We start from the raw sequence: 15689 nt of genomic DNA on the forward strand, positions 1-15689 counted from the left end.
GGGTGGTGGGGGTGGTTTCTGGGGTGGGCCGATGAGCAGGCCGGTGTCGGTGTGGAAGGTGAGTCCGTCGGGGTGGGTGGGGTCGCCGGTGAGGGTGAACTCGCCGCGGTGGTGTCCGTCGTGGTGGAAGGTGCACAGGGCCAGGAGGTTGGTGGTGTCGGTGGGGCCGCCGTCGCGCCAGTGGATCAGGTGGTGGATCTCGAGGTGGTGGGTGGAGGCGCAGCCGGGGAAGCGGCAGCCGCGGTCGCGGTCCAGGACCAGGACGCTTGTGCGGTGGGGGACGACGCGGTGGGCGCGGCCGACGTTGACGGGGTGTCCGTCGGTCTCCCAGACCGGGGTGAGCTGTCCGTCGCAGGTCAGCTGGTTGGTGATGTGTTGGGGCAGGCGGGGGCGGCCGGTGAGCCAGCCACCGTCGGTGTCGAGGTGGACCTGCACCCGGTAGCGAGCCCGCCGGGCAGCTCCACCCGAGCCGTCACTGCCTGCGGCGTCGAGGGAGCGGGTGGCGAGCAGGATCAGGGCGTCGGCCCGGTGACGCGGGGCCGGCCTCCGTCGGTGCAGTACTGGTCGGGGTGCAGGACGTCCCCGTCGAGGGCCTGCTTCTGCTCGTCGCTCACACCGCCGTCAGCGTCGCGGACGCTCTCGGGGGTGAGGGCGTGGAAGAGATGGTCCTTGGCCTCGGCGAGGGCTGACTCGACGAGCGCGCCGACCTCGGCCGGCGCGTCGTAGCGCAGCCGGAACCGCCCGTCGGCGTCGAGGCCCATGCTCAGGCGGGCCGGCTCCACCGGCGCCCGCTTCTCCGACCCACCGTCGCCGCAGTCGCCGCCCTCCCCGCCGCTCTCGTCACCGCTCTCGTCACCAGGCGGTATCTCGCCGGGCAGGATCTCTCCGGGCAGGATCTCTCCGGGCAGGCCCCGGCCGCGGTCGTCGACGCTGTCGGGTTGGAGGGTGAAGTCGTAGCGGGTGACGGTGCGCTGCAGCTGGGTCACCGTCGCGTGCCGGGCGAACTCCGCGACCGTCGTGTCGAACGCGGCCGGGGTGTGCCGGGCCACCACCGCCGCCTGGTCCAAGCTGATCCGCCCCTCCCGCAACGCGGCGACGGTGGCGGGCAGCTCCCCGGCGCGGCGGGCCAGCAGCACCATCGCACCGGCCTGACCCCGCGAGAGGCCCGCCCGGAGCATCAGCCAGTGCTCCGGCGACCGCAGCCCCGCGGCCTGCCAGGACCCGTCGGCCAGGACCGCGACGACGAAGTCGACGAGCCGGGCGTGCGCGTCGTGCAGGTCGGCGGCCAAGGACGCGACGTGGTCCCAGTCCTGCTCGATCTGCTGCGTGCTCCGGCTCTGCTCCATACCCTTGATCATACAGGTGTTCGAACGCCCGGACAAGACTTGTCCACACCAAAGACATTGTGCTGCAGGCGAATTGGGGCTGCCTCACCTGAAGCGTGACGCGAACTCGCCGGGCGTCATGCCGGTCGCCTTGCGGAAGTCTCGGGTGAAGTGCGCCTGGTCGGCGTAGCCGAGCTCGGCCGCTATGCCGGCCAGCTCGGCGTCGGAGTCGCGCAGCCGGTCGGCCGCCTCCTGGAGCCTCCGGCGGCGGATCAGCCACTTGGGCCCGAGCCCGATCCGCTTGTGCAGCAGGCGCTGCAGCGTCCGCTCGCTGATGTCGAAGCGCGCACACAGGTCGTCGACCCGCAGGAGCTCGGGAGAGGTCTCGACGTCCTCGATGATGGCGTTGACGAGGAGTCCCTCGTCGTCGACCGGGAGGAGCGGCCGCAGTGCCTCCTCGACCACCTCCCGCGCCGCGGCCTGCGCCTCCCGCGAGGTCGGGTCGGGTCGCATCGCCGACCGCACCCGGCGGCTGAGACCGATGCCGTCGAGGGTCGACAGCGTCGACAGGTCGACGTAGCGGTCGGTCATCCGGCGCACCGGCTCCCGCGTCATGAGATGGCCCGCGGCCGGCTGCAACATGACGCCGACGGCCCAGCCGCGTCCCGTCAGCATCTGGTGCGAGAGCCCGGACACGACGCCGTAGAAACGCGCGTAGCTGTCGGACACGACGACGAGGCAGACGGGGTACTGCAGGACCCGCTGCACCGAGTCGCGTCCCGCGGGCACGTCCCACACCGGGATCCAGAACCGGCGGGCGAGGCCTTCGAGATCCGGCGAGACGGAGCTGCGGGCGATCGACCACGTGTGGTCGGTGGGGTCGACGAGATGGGCCCGTTCGATGTCGTCGCGGGCCGCTGTCCGTCCTGCCCCGGCAGACGTCGTCACGTGTCGGAAAGTATCAAGACCCACCGACGCGCGGCTTCCTACGGTGACGGCATGACCTCACCGAGCACCGACGTCCTCGCCTCCTACCTCCGTCTCGCCGACCCGTTCGCCTCCGTCGTCGACCGGGTGCCGAACCACGCCTGGGACGGCTCGAGCCCCTGCGCGGGCTGGAGCGCACGCGACGTGCTGACCCACGTCGTCACGACCCAGCGTGACTTCCTCGAGCAGCGCGGTGTCGATGCCGCGACCACGGCCGACCATGAGGACCCCACAGTCCTCTGGCGGGCTCACGACGAGCGGATGCGTGAGCTGCTCGCCGACCCGGACGTCGCCGGCCGGGAGTATGACGGCGTCTTCGGCCGTACGACCGTGGGCGCGTCGATCGTCACCTTCTACGGGTTCGACCTCGTCGTCCACCGCTGGGACATCGCCGTGGCCGCTGGGCTCGACGAGCACCTGTCGGACGAGGAGCTCGAGCTGCTCGACCGGTCGGCCGACGGGTTCGGGGACCACCTCTACGACGACGGCGTCTGCAAGCCGGCCGTGCCTGTCCGGAACGGCGCCGACCGTCAGGAGCGCGTGCTCGCCCGGCTCGGTCGACCCACGCCGGCGAACGCCTGAGCCGTCACCTCGCCCAGAGGTACTCGACCTCGGGGCGGCCGGCGCCGGCATACCTCGACCGTCGCACGACGACCCTTGTCTCGCAGAGGTACTCGGCATACCGGCGCGCCGTGACGCGACTGACGCCGAGCTCGTCGCCGAGCTCGGACGCGGAGCGTCCGCCGTCCGCCTCGCGGAGCAGCCGTGAGACGCGGGCGAGCAGCTCCTCACCCATCCCCTTCGGGAGCCGTGCCTCGGCCGCGACACGGGCGCCGGCGAAGACCTCGTCGACCTCGGCCTGGGTGCCGACCTCTGCGCCGCTCGTCACCTGGTCGCGGTAGGCGCGGTAGGCGAGCAGCCGCTCCCGCAGCGTCGCGAAGACGAAGGGCTTGAGGACGTACTGCACGATCCCGAGCGACACCGCGGCCCGGACGACGTCGAGGTCGCGCGCGGACGTGACGGCGATGACGTCGGCGCGGTGGCCGGCGGCACGCATGGCGCGCACGACGTCGAGCCCGTGCCGGTCGGGGAGGTTCATGTCGAGCAGGACGACGTCGATCTCCTTGTCCTGCAACGTCTTCAGTGCTGCCTGCGACGTGCCCACCGTTGCCACCACCTCGAACCCGTCGACCCGGCCGACGTAGGCCGTGTGGGCCTCCGCCGCGATCGGCTCGTCCTCGACGACGAGGACGCGCAGGACCTCAGTCATCGTCGCTCCCGCCGCAGTCGACCCCTTCATCGGCAGGCCCTTCACCGGCGGGCAGCCGCACGGTGAAGGTCGCGCCCGGCGGCCCTGACACCGCGAGCGTCCCGCCGAGCCGGTCGACCGTCTGGCCCACGAGCGCCAGCCCGATGCCGCGGCGACCCGCGCTGCCCTGCTCCTTCGTCGACCACCCACGCCGGAAGGCGTCCTCGACGGCACCCGGCGGCAGACCCGGCCCGTCGTCGGCGACCTCGAGGACGGCATACGCCTCCTCGACCCTCGAGTCGAAGCGCACGTGCCGCTCGGGGCGCGGCGTGCCGGGCTCGTCGGCCACGGCATCGAGGGCGTTGTCGATGAGGTTGCCGACGATCGTCACGACGTCACGGGTGGGTGCGACGTCGCGGGGCCAGTGCGCGCCCGGCTCGATCTCGAAGGCGATGCCGCGCTCGTGCGCCTCGGCCGCCTTGCCAAGCAGCAGCGCCGTGAGCGCCGGCTCGTCGACCGAGCCGACGACGCGGTCGGTGAGCAGCTGGGAGACCTGCAGCTCGTCGGTGGCGAAGTCCAGCGCCCGGTCGCTGTGCCCGAGCTCGATGAGGCTGACGATCGTGTGGAGCCGGTTCGCCGACTCGTGGGCCTGCGAGCGGAGCGCCTCGGTCAGGCCTCGGGCCGAGTCGAGCTCTCCCGTCAGTGCTTCGAGGTCGGTGCGGTCGCGCAGCGTCGCGACGTGGCCGAGCAGGCGTCCCTGCCAGCGGGCCGGTCCGCGGTTCAGCACGAGCACCCGCGCCGACGTCACGTGCAGCTCGTCCTCGTGCGCTGCGTCGTCGGTGAGCGCGGCCGTCAGGGCGGGGGCGAGCCCCAGCTCGGCGACCGGGCGTCCGACGGCGTCGGCGGGCAGGGCGAGCAGTCGGGTCGCCTCGTCGTTCGCGAGCCGGAGGTGACCGTCGAGGTCGGTGATGACGAGGCCCTCGGTGACGGCGTGCAGGACGGCGTCGTAGTACTCGTACATCTCGCGCAGCTGCTGCTCGCCGAGGCCGTGGGTCTGGCGCCTGATCCGGCGTGACACGAGGCCGGTCCCGAGGCCCGACAGCAAGGCGGCCACGAGACCCGCGAGAAGCAGTCCCGGCAGCTGGGCGCGCACCCGCTCGCCGACGGCCGACTTGCGGATGCCGACCGAGACGAGGGCGACGACCTTCCCCTGGTCGGTGACGGGCACGACGACGCGCGACGACGGCCCGAGCGTGCCCGTGTAGTCCTCCTCGACGACGCCGCCCGCGAGCGCCTCCTCCGTGTGTCCGAGGAACTTCTTCCCGATCTGCGTCGGGTCGGGGTGGGTGTAGCGGATCCCGTCGCGGCTCATGACGACGACGAAGTCGGTGCCCGACTCGACCCGCACGCGCTCGGCGTAGGGCTGGAGCACCGCCGACGGGTCGGGACCCTGGACGCCGGCGACGACGTCGGGCGTCGCCGCCATCGTCTCGGCGACCGCGAGGGCCCGGGCGATGGCCTCCTGGTCACCTGCGCGCTGGGCCTGGCCGTACGCCCCGGCGAGCCCGGCGACGACGACGAGCACCGCGATGAGCACCTGGAGCGCGAAGGTCTGCCCCGCGACGCTCCATCGCCCCGGGGCCGTCAGCACCCGTCGCGAGAACTCAATGAACACAACCGTGACCCTAGTCACTGGCCGCGGGAGCCTCGTCACATTCACCGGTCCCACGCCCAGCGCGGGACCCAGCCAACGGAGGTCACCGTGAGTTCCACCGCCGACAGCGCCGTCGACGCCCAGCCGGGCTCGGCCCCCAAGCGCGACCGCACCCATTTCCTCTACATCGCCGTCATCGTCGCCATGGTGGCGGGCATCCTCGTGGGGTGGGCCTTCCCCGAGGTGGGCAAGAACCTCAAGCCCCTCGGGACCGGCTTCGTCAACCTCATCAAGATGATGATCACGCCGATCATCTTCTGCACGATCGTGCTCGGCATCGGCTCGGTCCGGAAGGCCGCCCAGGTCGGCAAGGTCGGTGGCCTCGCCCTCGGCTACTTCATCACGATGTCGACGGTCGCCCTCGCGATCGGTCTCGTCGTCGGCAACATCATCAAGCCCGGTGACAGCCTCAACCTCACGGCCGCGATCGCCGAGTCCGGCCAGTCGCAGATCGCCGCCGAGTCGGAGGGCACGGTCGACTTCATCCTCGGGCTCATCCCCGACACGCTCGTCTCCGCGCTGACGTCGGGCTCGGTGCTCCAGGCCCTGCTCATCGCGCTCCTCGTCGGCTTCGCGCTCCAGCAGATGGGCAAGACCGGCGAGCCGATCCTCCACGCCATCAAGTACCTCGAGCGCCTCGTCTTCCGCCTCATGGCGATGATCATGTGGGCCGCCCCGATCGGCGCGTTCGGCGCCATGGCCGCCCTCGTCGGCGCCACCGGCATCGGCTCGCTCAAGAGCCTGGGCCTGCTCATGCTCGCCTTCTACGCGACGTGCGCGATCTTCGTCTTCGCCTTCCTCGGCAGCATCCTCAAGGTCGTCACGGGGATGAACGTCTTCTCGCTCTTCCGCTACCTCGGCCGCGAGTTCCTCCTCATCCTGTCGACGTCGTCGTCGGAGTCGGCCCTGCCGCGCCTCATCGCCAAGATGGAGCACCTCGGCGTCTCCCGTCCGGTCGTCGGCATCACCGTGCCGACCGGCTACTCCTTCAACCTCGACGGCACCGCGATCTACCTGACGATGGCGAGCCTCTTCATCGCCGAGGCGATGGACAAGCCGTTCAGCATCGGCGAGCAGATCAGCCTCCTCGTCTTCATGATCATCGCGAGCAAGGGCGCCGCGGGCGTCAGCGGTGCGGGTCTCGCGACCCTTGCCGGTGGCCTCCAGTCGCACCGCCCCGACCTCGTGCCGGGCGTCGGCTTCATCGTCGGCATCGACCGCCTCATGAGCGAGGCCCGCGCGCTGACGAACTTCGCCGGCAACGCCATCGCGACCGTCCTCATCGGCACGTGGGTCGGCGAGATCGACCGCGACAAGGCGTCACGCGTCCTCTCCGGCCAGGACCGCTTCGACGAGGCGAGCATGCTCGACCACGACGACGAGGTCCAGGACGACCTGGTCCCGGACGCCCGCGGTCACGAGCCGGAGCTCGTCGGCTCCAGCCGCTGACCCGTCCCTTCGAGGGGCCGCGAACCACCCGGTTCGCGGCCCCTCGTCGTCGTCGTGGCCCATCTCATGCCGAGCCTCGGAACTCTCGGGAACCATTGGCATACAAAAGGATTCATGATCGTGTATGCCGCCGTCCGCCTCCCGGCTGGAAGCTCGCTTTGCGCTCGTCCCCCCATCTTCGAGAGGGTGGTCGCTTCATCGAGACATCTGCGACACGTAACTGTGAGGAGACAGACGGCACCTCGTCGGGGTGCTGTCCATGACGTATGAGTGACCTGACCAAGAGTCCCGACGACGCGCTGCACCCGGCGCTCGAGCCACCACCGGTGAACCACGAGGAGGCCGCGCCCTCCCGGGTCGACCAGGTCGTCTTCGGCGTCGCCGCGGCCGTGGCGATCGCCTTCGTCCTCTGGGGCGCGCTCAGCACCGAGAGCCTCAGCACGAGCGCGTCCGCCGGCCTCGACTTCGTCGTGCACAACACCGGCTGGCTCTTCTCGCTCGTCGCCTCCGGCTTCGTCGTCTTCGTCATCTGGCTGGCGGCGAGCAAGTACGGCAACATCCCGCTCGGCGGTGACGGCGAGGCTCCCGAGTTCCGGACGTCGTCGTGGGTGGCGATGATGTTCTCCGCCGGCATGGGCATCGGGCTGATGTTCTACGGCGTCACCGAGCCGCTGACCCACCTCGTGAAGCCGCCGCCCGGCACCGGCGCGGCAGGCAACCCCGAGGCCGTGCAGACCGCGATGGCCACGACGATGTTCCACTGGTCGCTGCACCCCTGGGCCATCTACGCGGTCGTCGGCCTGGCCGTCGCGTACGGCGTCTTCCGCAAGGGCCGCTCGCTGCTCATCAGCTCGGCCTTCGCCCCGCTCTTCGGCGAGAAGCGCGCCAACGGGCCGGCCGGCAAGGTCATCGACATCTTCGCGATCTTCGCGACGCTCTTCGGCTCCGCCACCTCGCTCGGCCTCGGCGCCCTGCAGATCGGCTCCGGCCTCGAGATCGTCGGCGGCATCGGCAAGGTCGGCAACGGCGTGCTCATCGGCATCATCGCCGTGCTGACCGTCTGCTTCATCCTCTCGGCCGTCTCCGGCATCGAGAAGGGCATCCAGTGGCTCTCGAACATCAACATGGTGCTCGCCCTCGCCCTGGCGTTCTTCGTCTTCGTCGTCGGCCCGACGGTCTTCATCCTCAACCTCGTCCCGACGACCATCGGGTCCTACTTCAAGGACCTCGCGATGATGTCGGCCCGCACCGACGCCGCGGGCGGCGACGGCATGAAGGACTGGCTCGCCGGCTGGACGATCTTCTACTGGGCCTGGTGGGTCAGCTGGACGCCGTTCGTCGGCATGTTCATCGCCCGCATCTCGCGCGGCCGCACGATCCGCCAGTTCGTCTCGGGCGTCCTGCTCGTGCCGTCGGTCGTCTCGCTCATCTGGTTCGCCATCTTCGGCGGTGCCGGCATCGACCAGCAGCAGCACGGCCAGGACATCGCCGGCCAGTCGACCCCCGAGGGCTCGCTCTTCGCGATGCTCGGCAACCTGCCCTGGCCGACCGTGACCGCGATCGTCGTCATGCTCCTCGTCGCGATCTTCTTCGTCTCGGGCGCCGACGCCGCGTCGATCGTCATGGGCACGCTCTCCGAGAAGGGCACCCTCGAGCCGTCGAAGAAGACCGTGATCTTCTGGGGCGCCGCCACGGGCGCCGTGGCCGCGATCATGCTGCTCATCGGTGGTGAGGACGCCTTGTCGGGTCTCCAGAACGTCACGATCGTCGCGGCCCTGCCCTTCCTCGTCATCATGATCGGGCTGGCGGTCGCGCTCGTGAAGGACCTGTCGCGTGACCCGCAGGTCGTCCGTCGGCAGTATGCCGTCGCGGCCGTCGAGCACGCCGTCGTCGCGGGCGTCAGCGAGCACGGTGACGACTTCTCGCTCACGGTCCAGGAGACCGCGCCCGGCGAGGGTGTCGGCGAGATGGTCCAGACCGACCCCGTCGCGGAGCCGGTCGAGGCGAAGGACGTCGAGGTCGAGGACGGTCTCGGCGGCCGCGTCGACGAGCAGACCGACAAGGTCGGCGCCTCGATGCGCCTCTGAGCCCGGGGCGTCGCCGTTCTCTCCCCGCTCGCGCCGAAGGCGCGCCGTGGCGCGGTTGCGGGCGAGTCAGGACCCCTTTCGAGGCTGGGACGTGCGCCGTGGCGCGGTTGCGGCCGGCTCAGCCGCCTGGTCGGATGATGCGGCGCTCGATCGCTGCCGCCACCGCCCCGGCGCGGGTGTCGACGCCGAGCTTGGTGTAGACGTGGCTGAGGTGGGACTTCACGGTCGCCTCGGAGACGAGCAGCTCGCGCGCCATCTCGCGGTTTCCGAGCCCGCGCGAGAGCAGCTCGAGCACCTCCACCTCGCGCTCGGTGACGACCGGCCCGGGTGAGGCCGCGCGCCGCACGAGCCGCGCCGCGACCGACGGGGCGAGCACCGTCTCGCCGCGGGCCGTGGCCCGGATGCCGGCGAAGAGTTGGTCGGCCGGGGCATCCTTGAGCAGGTAGCCGAGCGCGCCCGCGTCGAGGGCCCGCAGGATGTCGGCCTCCGTGTCGTAGGTCGTGAGGACGAGGACGTGCGGCGGCTCGGGCAGGGCGCGCAGTCGCGCCGTGACCTCGGCCCCTCCCGGCCCGTCCCCGAGGTTGAGGTCCATCAGCACGACGTCGGGCCGTTCGGTGGCGACGACGCGCTCGGCGCCCGCCAGGTCGCTCGCCTCACCGACGACCTCGATGCCGTCCTGGCCGTCGACGAGGGCGCGCAGTCCCGCGCGGACGACCGGGTGGTCGTCGACGAGGACGACGCGCACGGCGCCGGTGCCGTCAGCCACGGGAGACCCCTGCGGTGATCGGGAAGCGGACCGACACGGTCGTGCCCTCGCCGGGCGCGCTCTCGACGTCGGCGCTGCCCCCGAGGTCATCGGCCCGATGGCGTATGCCGTCCAGCCCGCGCCCGCGGTCCCCCCGCGCGTCCGGTCGGTTGGGTCGCGTCGGGTCGAAGCCGCGGCCGTCGTCCCGGACGTCGAGCAGCACCTCGTCGGAGAGGTAGGTCAGGCTGATGTCGGCGCGGGTGGCGTGGGCGTGCTCGACGACGTTGGCCAGGGCTCCTCGGGTGGACCGGACGAGCGCGCTGGCGACGTCGGCCGGCACGGCGACGGGGTCGCCGTGCACGCGGACCCTGACGTCGAGGCCGTGGGAGGCAGCCGTGGCGCCCGCGCGTTCGAGCGCGGCCGGGAGGGCGTCACCTGTCGTGTCGTCCTCGAGGTCCGCCGGGGCGAGGTCGCGCACGACGCGGCGCACCTCGTCGAGTCCCTCTCGGGCTGCCGTCCCTGCAGCCACGACGTGCTGGCGGGCGACGAGCGGCCTTCGGTCCCAGTCCTGCTCGGCCGCGGCGAGGAGCAGGGTGATGCTGGAGAGCCCCTGACCGACGGAGTCGTGGATCTCGCGCGACAGGCGGGTCCGCTCGGCGAGGGCACCGGAGCGGTGCTGGGCGGCAGCGAGATCGGCCTGCGCGTCGGTCAGCTCGTCGATGAGGGCCTGCCGGGTCCCGGCCTCCCGCTCGAGGGCTCGGTAGGACAGCACGGTGACGAGCGCGATGCCGACGGGTCCGACGACGACCGTCGGGTCCACCTCGTCGATGATGCGACTCCATCCCACGCTGACGACCGCTGTCATGGCGACGACGACCGTGACGGCATACGCGAAGGGGAGCACCTGGAGCACGGCGAAGGCCACGGGCACGGCGGTCCACGCGAACGAGGGGGCGACGAGCGTCAGCGCCACCCAGAGCACGACGACGACCGCGATCCACACGTAGGGCCACGCGGCACGGTCGGCGACGAGCCGACGCGTGAGGTAGGCGGCGCCGAGGAGGGTGGCACCCGCGAGGACGAGGAGCGCGGTGCCGTCGAGGTCGTGGCGCAGCAGGTAGCGCGCCGAGCACGTCACGAGGAGCACGACGAGGACGGCGTCGAGCCATCGGTCGAGTCGCGCCACCGGCGCGAGGATGCCCTCTTCCATGACCGGCAGCCTAGGGACGGCGCGGGCCGCCGGCATCATCCGATCGGCTAGTCCGGTGTGGCCGGTTGTCCGACGCGGCGGGTGGGCTGGATCGGCGACGGTGGTGGGGACCGCACGACGACCCTCGTCCTCACGATCACCTCACACCGGGAGACCCACCATGAAGCGCAGCCTCGCCGTCGTCCTCGTCCTCGCCGCGGTACCCCTGCTGGTGGCGGCGCCCGCACAGGCCGACCCGCCCGGCCACGGTCGGCCGGGCACCTATCGGCTGACCGGCGACGTCGGCGGCTCGAAGTTCGAGGGCATCGGCGCGGACGAGCGGCGCGGCGTCTTCTACGTCAGCGAGGTGACGGGCGGTGAGATCCACCGAGGCTCGGCCGGCACGGCCCAGACCGAGCAGTGGCTGGGCGGCGACGGCACCGACGGTCGGTTCACGGCCCGCGGGATCACGACCGACGCGACTGGTCGGGTCTACGTGGCCGGCGGCCCGAACGGCATCGGCACCGGTCGGCCCGACCTCTGGGTGTACGCGCCGGACGGCCGCCTGCTGGCCGCGCTCCGTGCTCCGGGGGAGAACGTGTTCCTCAACGACGTCGCGATCGGTCCCGACGGGGCGGCCTACTTCACGAACTCCAACGCGCCGCAGGTCTTCCGGGTGGCGGTCGGCGGGACGGCCTGGGGAGTGACCCGCTGGGCCGACGCGACCGGCACCGTCGAGCAGCGGGCCGGCTTCAACCTCGGCGGCATCGTCGTCAGTGCCGACCGCTCCGCCCTCGTCGTCGCCCAGGGCAACGCCGGTCTGCTGTGGCGCTTCGACCTGCGCACGGCCGCGGTGTCGCCCGTCGCGACCGGCGTGGCGTCGCTCACCGACGCCGACGGCCTCGTACGGCAGGGGTCGCGGCTCACCGTGGTGCGCAACTTCGCACGGATGCTCGCCACGCTCGAGCTGCGGGCCGACGGCCGGGCCGCCCGGCTCGTGTCCCAGGTCGCCACCGACCCCGAGCGGGTGCTGACGACGGCCAAGGTGCTCCGGGGCAGGACGCTCTTCGTCGACAGCAAGTTCGACGAGCAGGTCGCGTCCGGGCCGTACGAGGTCGTCACCGATCCGCTGGCACGATGAGGACCATGCGACGGGGCAGCAGGACGAGCGCCACGGTCGCGGTGGCCGCCGGTCTGGCCGTGGCGACCGTCCTCGCCGCCTGCACCTCGAGTCGCCCCGCCGCCACCACGGTGACCCCACCGGCCACGCCTGCCACAACGACGGGTGTGGCGACGGAGCCACTCGACGGGGCCGAGACGCCCACGGGAGGGTCTGCTGTGACGACGAGGCCACTCGAGGGGGGAGAGGCCAGCACGGGAGGAGCCAGGATGGCGACGCCGTCGGCGGCCGAGCAGGTGCGGCTCGACGCTGCGCTGCGGGATGCGGCGTGGAAGGACGACCTGCCGCGCGCGAGAGCTCTCGTCGGCCGGGGTGCGGACGTCAACGCCAAGGACGAGACCCAGCAGTCGGCATACCTCGTCGCGACGAGCGAGGGCCACCTCGGGCTGCTGCGCCTCGCACTCGCCCACGGCGCCCGCGTCGACGACAAGGACAGCTGGAACGGCACCGGCCTCATCCGGGCGGCCGAGCGCGGGCACGCGCTCGTCGTCGGCGAGCTGCTCCGCGCCGGGATCGACCGCGACCACGTCAACCGGATCGGCTACCAGGCGATCCACGAGGCCGTGTGGCTCGGACGCGACACGACCTCCTACGTCGACACCGTGCGCGTGCTCGTCGCCGGCGGTGTCCAGCTGACCCGACCCTCGCGCGACGAGGGGCTCACCCCGCTCCGGATGGCCCGTGAGCGCGGATTCGACCGACTGACAGGAGTTCTCGTGACTGCAACCACGGCCGACCGTGTGGACGACCCTGATGCGGCACTCCTCTCGGCCGCTCAGCGCGGCGACGCAGACGCCGTGTCGCTGGCCCTGCGCGCCGGAGCCGACATCGAGGCCCGCGACGCGAAGCGGCGGACCCCGTTGCTCCTCGCCGTCACCGGCGACCATGTCGACGCCGCAAGGGTGCTCGTCGCGATGGGTGCAGACCCCGACGCGCTCGACGATCGCCACGACACCCCGTGGCTCGTCACCGGGGTGACCGGCAGCGTCGCGATGCTCGAGACGCTGCTGCCCGCCGGTCCCGACCTCACGGTCCGCAACCGCTTCGGCGGGGTCTCGGTCATCCCGGCGAGCGAGCGCGGGCACGTCGACTACGTGCGTCGCGTCGTGCAGACCGGCATCGACGTGAACCACGTCAACGACCTCGGCTGGACGGCCCTGCTCGAGGCCGTGATCCTCGGCGACGGCGGCGAGCGACACCAGCAGATCGTGCGCCTCCTCCTCGATGCCGGCGCCGACCGGTCGATCGCCGACAAGGACGGCGTCACCGCGCTCGAGCACGCCCGCGAGAAGGGGTATGCCGCCATCGCCCGGATCCTCGAGCAGTTCTAGCTGCGGTCGGTGGGGCCGGGGCTGTCGCGCAGCGAGAGAACCATGCCGCGCAGGATGCGGAAGGCGTCATTCTGCTCGGCCTCGGTCAGGCCGGCCAGCATCCTGACCTCGACGGACCGGACCGCCGCGCTCGCCGTCGCCAGGCTCCGTCGGCCGCGGGGTGTCAGCCGGGTCGGAAGGGCCTTCCCGACCGGTGCCTCTGCGGGGCGCGTCACGAAGCCGTCTCGTTCGAGGGCCTGGAGCAGCACGTTCATCGACTGCCGGGTCACGAAGGCCCCACGCGCCAGCTCGGAGTTCGACAGGCCCGGTCGCTGTGCCAGCAGCTCGAGGCACGAGTAGTGGGTCACCGTCATCCCGAGCGGCCGCAGCACGTCCTCCATGGCGGCGCGCAGGGCGCTCGACGCCTCCTTCAGCAGGTAGCCCAGGGACGTCTCGAGGTCGACGCCGACATCGTCTTGACTCATGTCAGTATTCTGACATACAGTCCTTCGTGTCAGATAACTGACACGAATCCCAAGGAGGCCATCGTGCCTGTCACCGGTCCCGACTTCATCTCGCTCCAGGCAACCGACCTCGACGCCTCCCGGGCGTTCTACGAGCAGTACCTCGGTCTCGTGCGGTCCCAGGCCGGGCCTCCGCATGCCATCGTCTTCGAGACGACGCCGATCGCCTTCGCGTTGCGCGACGTGGTGACCGGCACCGATCTCGCATCAGCCGCCCAGCCGGGCATCGGTGCCGCGATCTGGCTCCACGCCACGGACGTCCAGGCCATCCACGACGCCCTGGCCGCAGACGGTCACACCATCGTCTCCGCGCCGATCGACGGTCCGTTCGGTCGGACCTTCACCTTCGCGGACCCCGACGGCTACCACGTCACCCTCCACGACCGCGCCTGATGCCGGCCGGCCCGGACTGCGGTCGATGGGCCGTGTGACACGATCTCCGGGTGCTACGACTGACCGATGTCATCATCGACTGCCCGGACGCGATGATGCTGGGGGCCTTCTATTCGGAGGTGACGGGTCTCCCCGTCAAGGCGGGCAGCCACGACAACTGGGCCGGCATCCAGCTCGGTGAGATCGAGCTGGCCTTCACGCCGGTCGAGGACTACCGCGCCCCACAGTGGCCGGACGGTGACCACCCCAAGCAGTTCCATCTCGACTTCGAGGTCGATGACATCGAGGCCGAGCATCGCCGTGTCGTGGCCCTGGGCGCGACCCTGCACCAGGACTCCATCGGCCCCGACGGCTTCGGCTGGCGCGTCTACACCGACCCCGTCGGTCACCCGTTCTGCCTCTGCCGCAACAAGGGCGTCACATGGACCGACGAGGGCCCCATCTGGCAGACGGGCGAGTAGCGCGAGCCGGATCTGCTCCCGAACCGCGGCGCGTTGCCGCTGGACGTCAGCGGGCGGTGGTGGGCTCGACTCGATCCCCGGAGTCCACGCCGGCGCCGAGGTAGGTGAGGGCGACGGTGGCTGCCACCCACGCGGCGGCAGCCCAGACCCAGCCGCCGTGCACGGCCCACACGCACAGCGCGAGAGCCGCGATCTGAACGGCCGTGAAGACATATCGGAAGTCGCGGTACCTACGGTGCAGACCGACGGCCACACCGAAGAACAGGGCCGCGACCGTGACGCCGAATCCGGCGACCAGCAGGGCCAGGGCCGTCCCGAGCCCAGCGAAGCCGCTCGTGCCGCCGGTGTTCGCGTTCGGGCCGAGCAGGACGGCGGCGATGACAGCTCCCGCCAGGAGTGCGGCAGCCCCTTGGAGCGCGGCGACCACGACGACCGCTCGCCCAGCGGCGAGGTTGCCACCGACCGTGCCAGATCCCGAGGCCGTGGGTCCTGCGGGTCGGTGGAGCTGGAAGAGCGCGCGGACCAGCGCGACGAGAGCGAAGCCGAAGGGCAGCGCGAACAGCGACATCGGGCCAGCGAAACGTGACGGTGCCGCGAGTACGGCGCAGGCGGCGAGAACGGTCGCCGGGACCGCCCACCTGGCCCACGGCCTGGACCACGGCAGGACCGACGGAACGAGCAGGTACCCGAACGGGACGACCACGACGCCCAGGAGGCCGAGGCCACCCCAGGCAGGTCCGACCAGGGCGGCGACGGTTGCGACGGGGCCGGTGAGCAGCAGCGCAGCCTGCCCCGCGGTCGGGCGCCACACCGCGGCCGTCATGACGAGCGCGAGCGCGCACGTGGCCGCGAAGAAGAGCCAGGCGTAGGTCATTTCGCGGATCCCCCTGGGTTCAGGTCGTTGCGCCGCGTCCGCCGTGTCGGCCGCGGTCGTGTGGGTCGTGGGCGTCCGGCAGGGCCCGCCCGGATGCCCAGTGTCCCGCTGCCGACGCGCACCGGGATGAGTGTGCGAACCCACCTGACCCGAGCGGGCCACCACGGTGGCCCGGAGCCGTGACCATGAGTCCATCCGAGGG

The 15689-nt window shown here is 71.7% G+C and carries 16 protein-coding genes; 7 read left to right on the top strand and 9 right to left on the bottom strand.

The window, feature by feature from the left end; all coding sequences use genetic code 11:
• From AB4Z14_RS18415 to AB4Z14_RS18425, 3 genes are all read right to left on the bottom strand, one after another.
• Positions 1 to 435, bottom strand: a 435-nt coding sequence (locus tag AB4Z14_RS18415; RefSeq protein ID WP_442276463.1) for an HNH endonuclease, incomplete at its 3' end; no start/stop codon positions are given.
• A 77-nt stretch (positions 436 to 512) separates the two neighbouring features.
• Positions 513 to 1346 (bottom strand): DUF222 domain-containing protein, encoded by an 834-nt coding sequence (locus tag AB4Z14_RS18420; RefSeq protein ID WP_442276464.1) that lies wholly within the window; start codon positions 1344 to 1346, stop codon positions 513 to 515.
• A gap of 84 nt (positions 1347 to 1430) precedes the next feature.
• A complete protein-coding gene (locus AB4Z14_RS18425) occupies positions 1431 to 2273 on the bottom strand; it encodes a helix-turn-helix domain-containing protein (RefSeq protein WP_442276465.1) in 843 nt (280 codons plus the stop codon).
• A gap of 51 nt (positions 2274 to 2324) precedes the next feature.
• On the opposite strand from AB4Z14_RS18425, the gene AB4Z14_RS18430 reads away from it, so the two are divergent.
• Positions 2325 to 2894 carry a TIGR03086 family metal-binding protein gene (locus tag AB4Z14_RS18430; protein WP_442276466.1) on the top strand — a complete coding sequence of 190 codons (570 nt, stop codon included), beginning with the start codon at positions 2325 to 2327 and terminating at the stop codon, positions 2892 to 2894.
• Positions 2895 to 2898: 4 nt separating this feature from the next.
• On the opposite strand, the gene AB4Z14_RS18435 is transcribed toward AB4Z14_RS18430, so the two are convergent.
• Complete coding sequence (locus tag AB4Z14_RS18435; protein ID WP_442276467.1) at positions 2899 to 3582, bottom strand: response regulator; 684 nt, start codon at positions 3580 to 3582, stop codon at positions 2899 to 2901.
• Entirely contained in the window at positions 3575 to 5236 is a 1662-nt protein-coding gene (locus tag AB4Z14_RS18440; protein WP_442276468.1) for a sensor histidine kinase, read from the bottom strand. Before AB4Z14_RS18440 ends, AB4Z14_RS18435 begins: the two co-directional genes overlap by 8 nt.
• Before the next feature lie 87 nt (positions 5237 to 5323).
• On the opposite strand from AB4Z14_RS18440, the gene AB4Z14_RS18445 reads away from it, so the two are divergent.
• Together AB4Z14_RS18445 and AB4Z14_RS18450 are read left to right on the top strand one after the other, a co-directional pair.
• Positions 5324 to 6724 carry a cation:dicarboxylate symporter family transporter gene (locus AB4Z14_RS18445; RefSeq protein WP_442276469.1) on the top strand — a complete coding sequence of 467 codons (1401 nt, stop codon included), beginning with the start codon at positions 5324 to 5326 and terminating at the stop codon, positions 6722 to 6724.
• 266 nt (positions 6725 to 6990) lie between these two features.
• A complete protein-coding gene (locus AB4Z14_RS18450; RefSeq protein ID WP_442276470.1) occupies positions 6991 to 8811 on the top strand; it encodes a BCCT family transporter in 1821 nt (606 codons plus the stop codon).
• A 118-nt stretch (positions 8812 to 8929) separates the two neighbouring features.
• Here AB4Z14_RS18450 and AB4Z14_RS18455 read toward each other — a convergent pair whose 3' ends face one another.
• Together AB4Z14_RS18455 and AB4Z14_RS18460 are read right to left on the bottom strand one after the other, a co-directional pair.
• Entirely contained in the window at positions 8930 to 9577 is a 648-nt protein-coding gene (locus AB4Z14_RS18455; RefSeq protein ID WP_056775538.1) for a response regulator, read from the bottom strand.
• Positions 9570 to 10766, bottom strand: a complete 1197-nt coding sequence (locus AB4Z14_RS18460; protein WP_442276471.1) for a sensor histidine kinase — start codon at positions 10764 to 10766, stop codon at positions 9570 to 9572. Before AB4Z14_RS18460 ends, AB4Z14_RS18455 begins: the two co-directional genes overlap by 8 nt.
• 160 nt (positions 10767 to 10926) lie before the next feature.
• Between AB4Z14_RS18460 and AB4Z14_RS18465 the strand changes: the two genes are divergently transcribed.
• Positions 10927 to 11886: an SMP-30/gluconolactonase/LRE family protein gene (locus tag AB4Z14_RS18465; RefSeq protein WP_442276472.1), complete on the top strand. Its 960-nt coding sequence runs from the start codon at positions 10927 to 10929 to the stop codon at positions 11884 to 11886.
• Between the two features lie 248 nt (positions 11887 to 12134).
• Positions 12135 to 13256 carry an ankyrin repeat domain-containing protein gene (locus tag AB4Z14_RS18470; RefSeq protein ID WP_442276473.1) on the top strand — a complete coding sequence of 374 codons (1122 nt, stop codon included), beginning with the start codon at positions 12135 to 12137 and terminating at the stop codon, positions 13254 to 13256.
• On the opposite strand, the gene AB4Z14_RS18475 is transcribed toward AB4Z14_RS18470, so the two are convergent.
• Positions 13253 to 13720, bottom strand: a complete 468-nt coding sequence (locus AB4Z14_RS18475; protein ID WP_442276474.1) for a MarR family winged helix-turn-helix transcriptional regulator — start codon at positions 13718 to 13720, stop codon at positions 13253 to 13255. The genes AB4Z14_RS18470 and AB4Z14_RS18475 overlap by 4 nt on opposite strands.
• Before the next feature lie 63 nt (positions 13721 to 13783).
• Between AB4Z14_RS18475 and AB4Z14_RS18480 the strand changes: the two genes are divergently transcribed.
• On the top strand, positions 13784 to 14152 hold the full coding sequence (locus AB4Z14_RS18480; RefSeq protein ID WP_442276475.1) for a VOC family protein: 369 nt from the start codon (positions 13784 to 13786) through the stop codon (positions 14150 to 14152).
• A gap of 50 nt (positions 14153 to 14202) precedes the next feature.
• The gene (locus AB4Z14_RS18485; protein ID WP_442276476.1) at positions 14203 to 14613 is read left to right on the top strand and encodes a VOC family protein; all 411 of its coding nucleotides are present in this window, start codon (positions 14203 to 14205) and stop codon (positions 14611 to 14613) included.
• Between the two features lie 46 nt (positions 14614 to 14659).
• Here AB4Z14_RS18485 and AB4Z14_RS18490 read toward each other — a convergent pair whose 3' ends face one another.
• A complete protein-coding gene (locus AB4Z14_RS18490; protein ID WP_442276477.1) occupies positions 14660 to 15487 on the bottom strand; it encodes a hypothetical protein in 828 nt (275 codons plus the stop codon).
• Positions 15488 to 15689: the final 202 nt, after the last annotated feature.

Origin of the sequence: Terrabacter sp. 2TAF16 (genome assembly GCF_052115065.1) — a bacterium.
Taxonomy (GTDB): domain Bacteria; phylum Actinomycetota; class Actinomycetes; order Actinomycetales; family Dermatophilaceae; genus Terrabacter.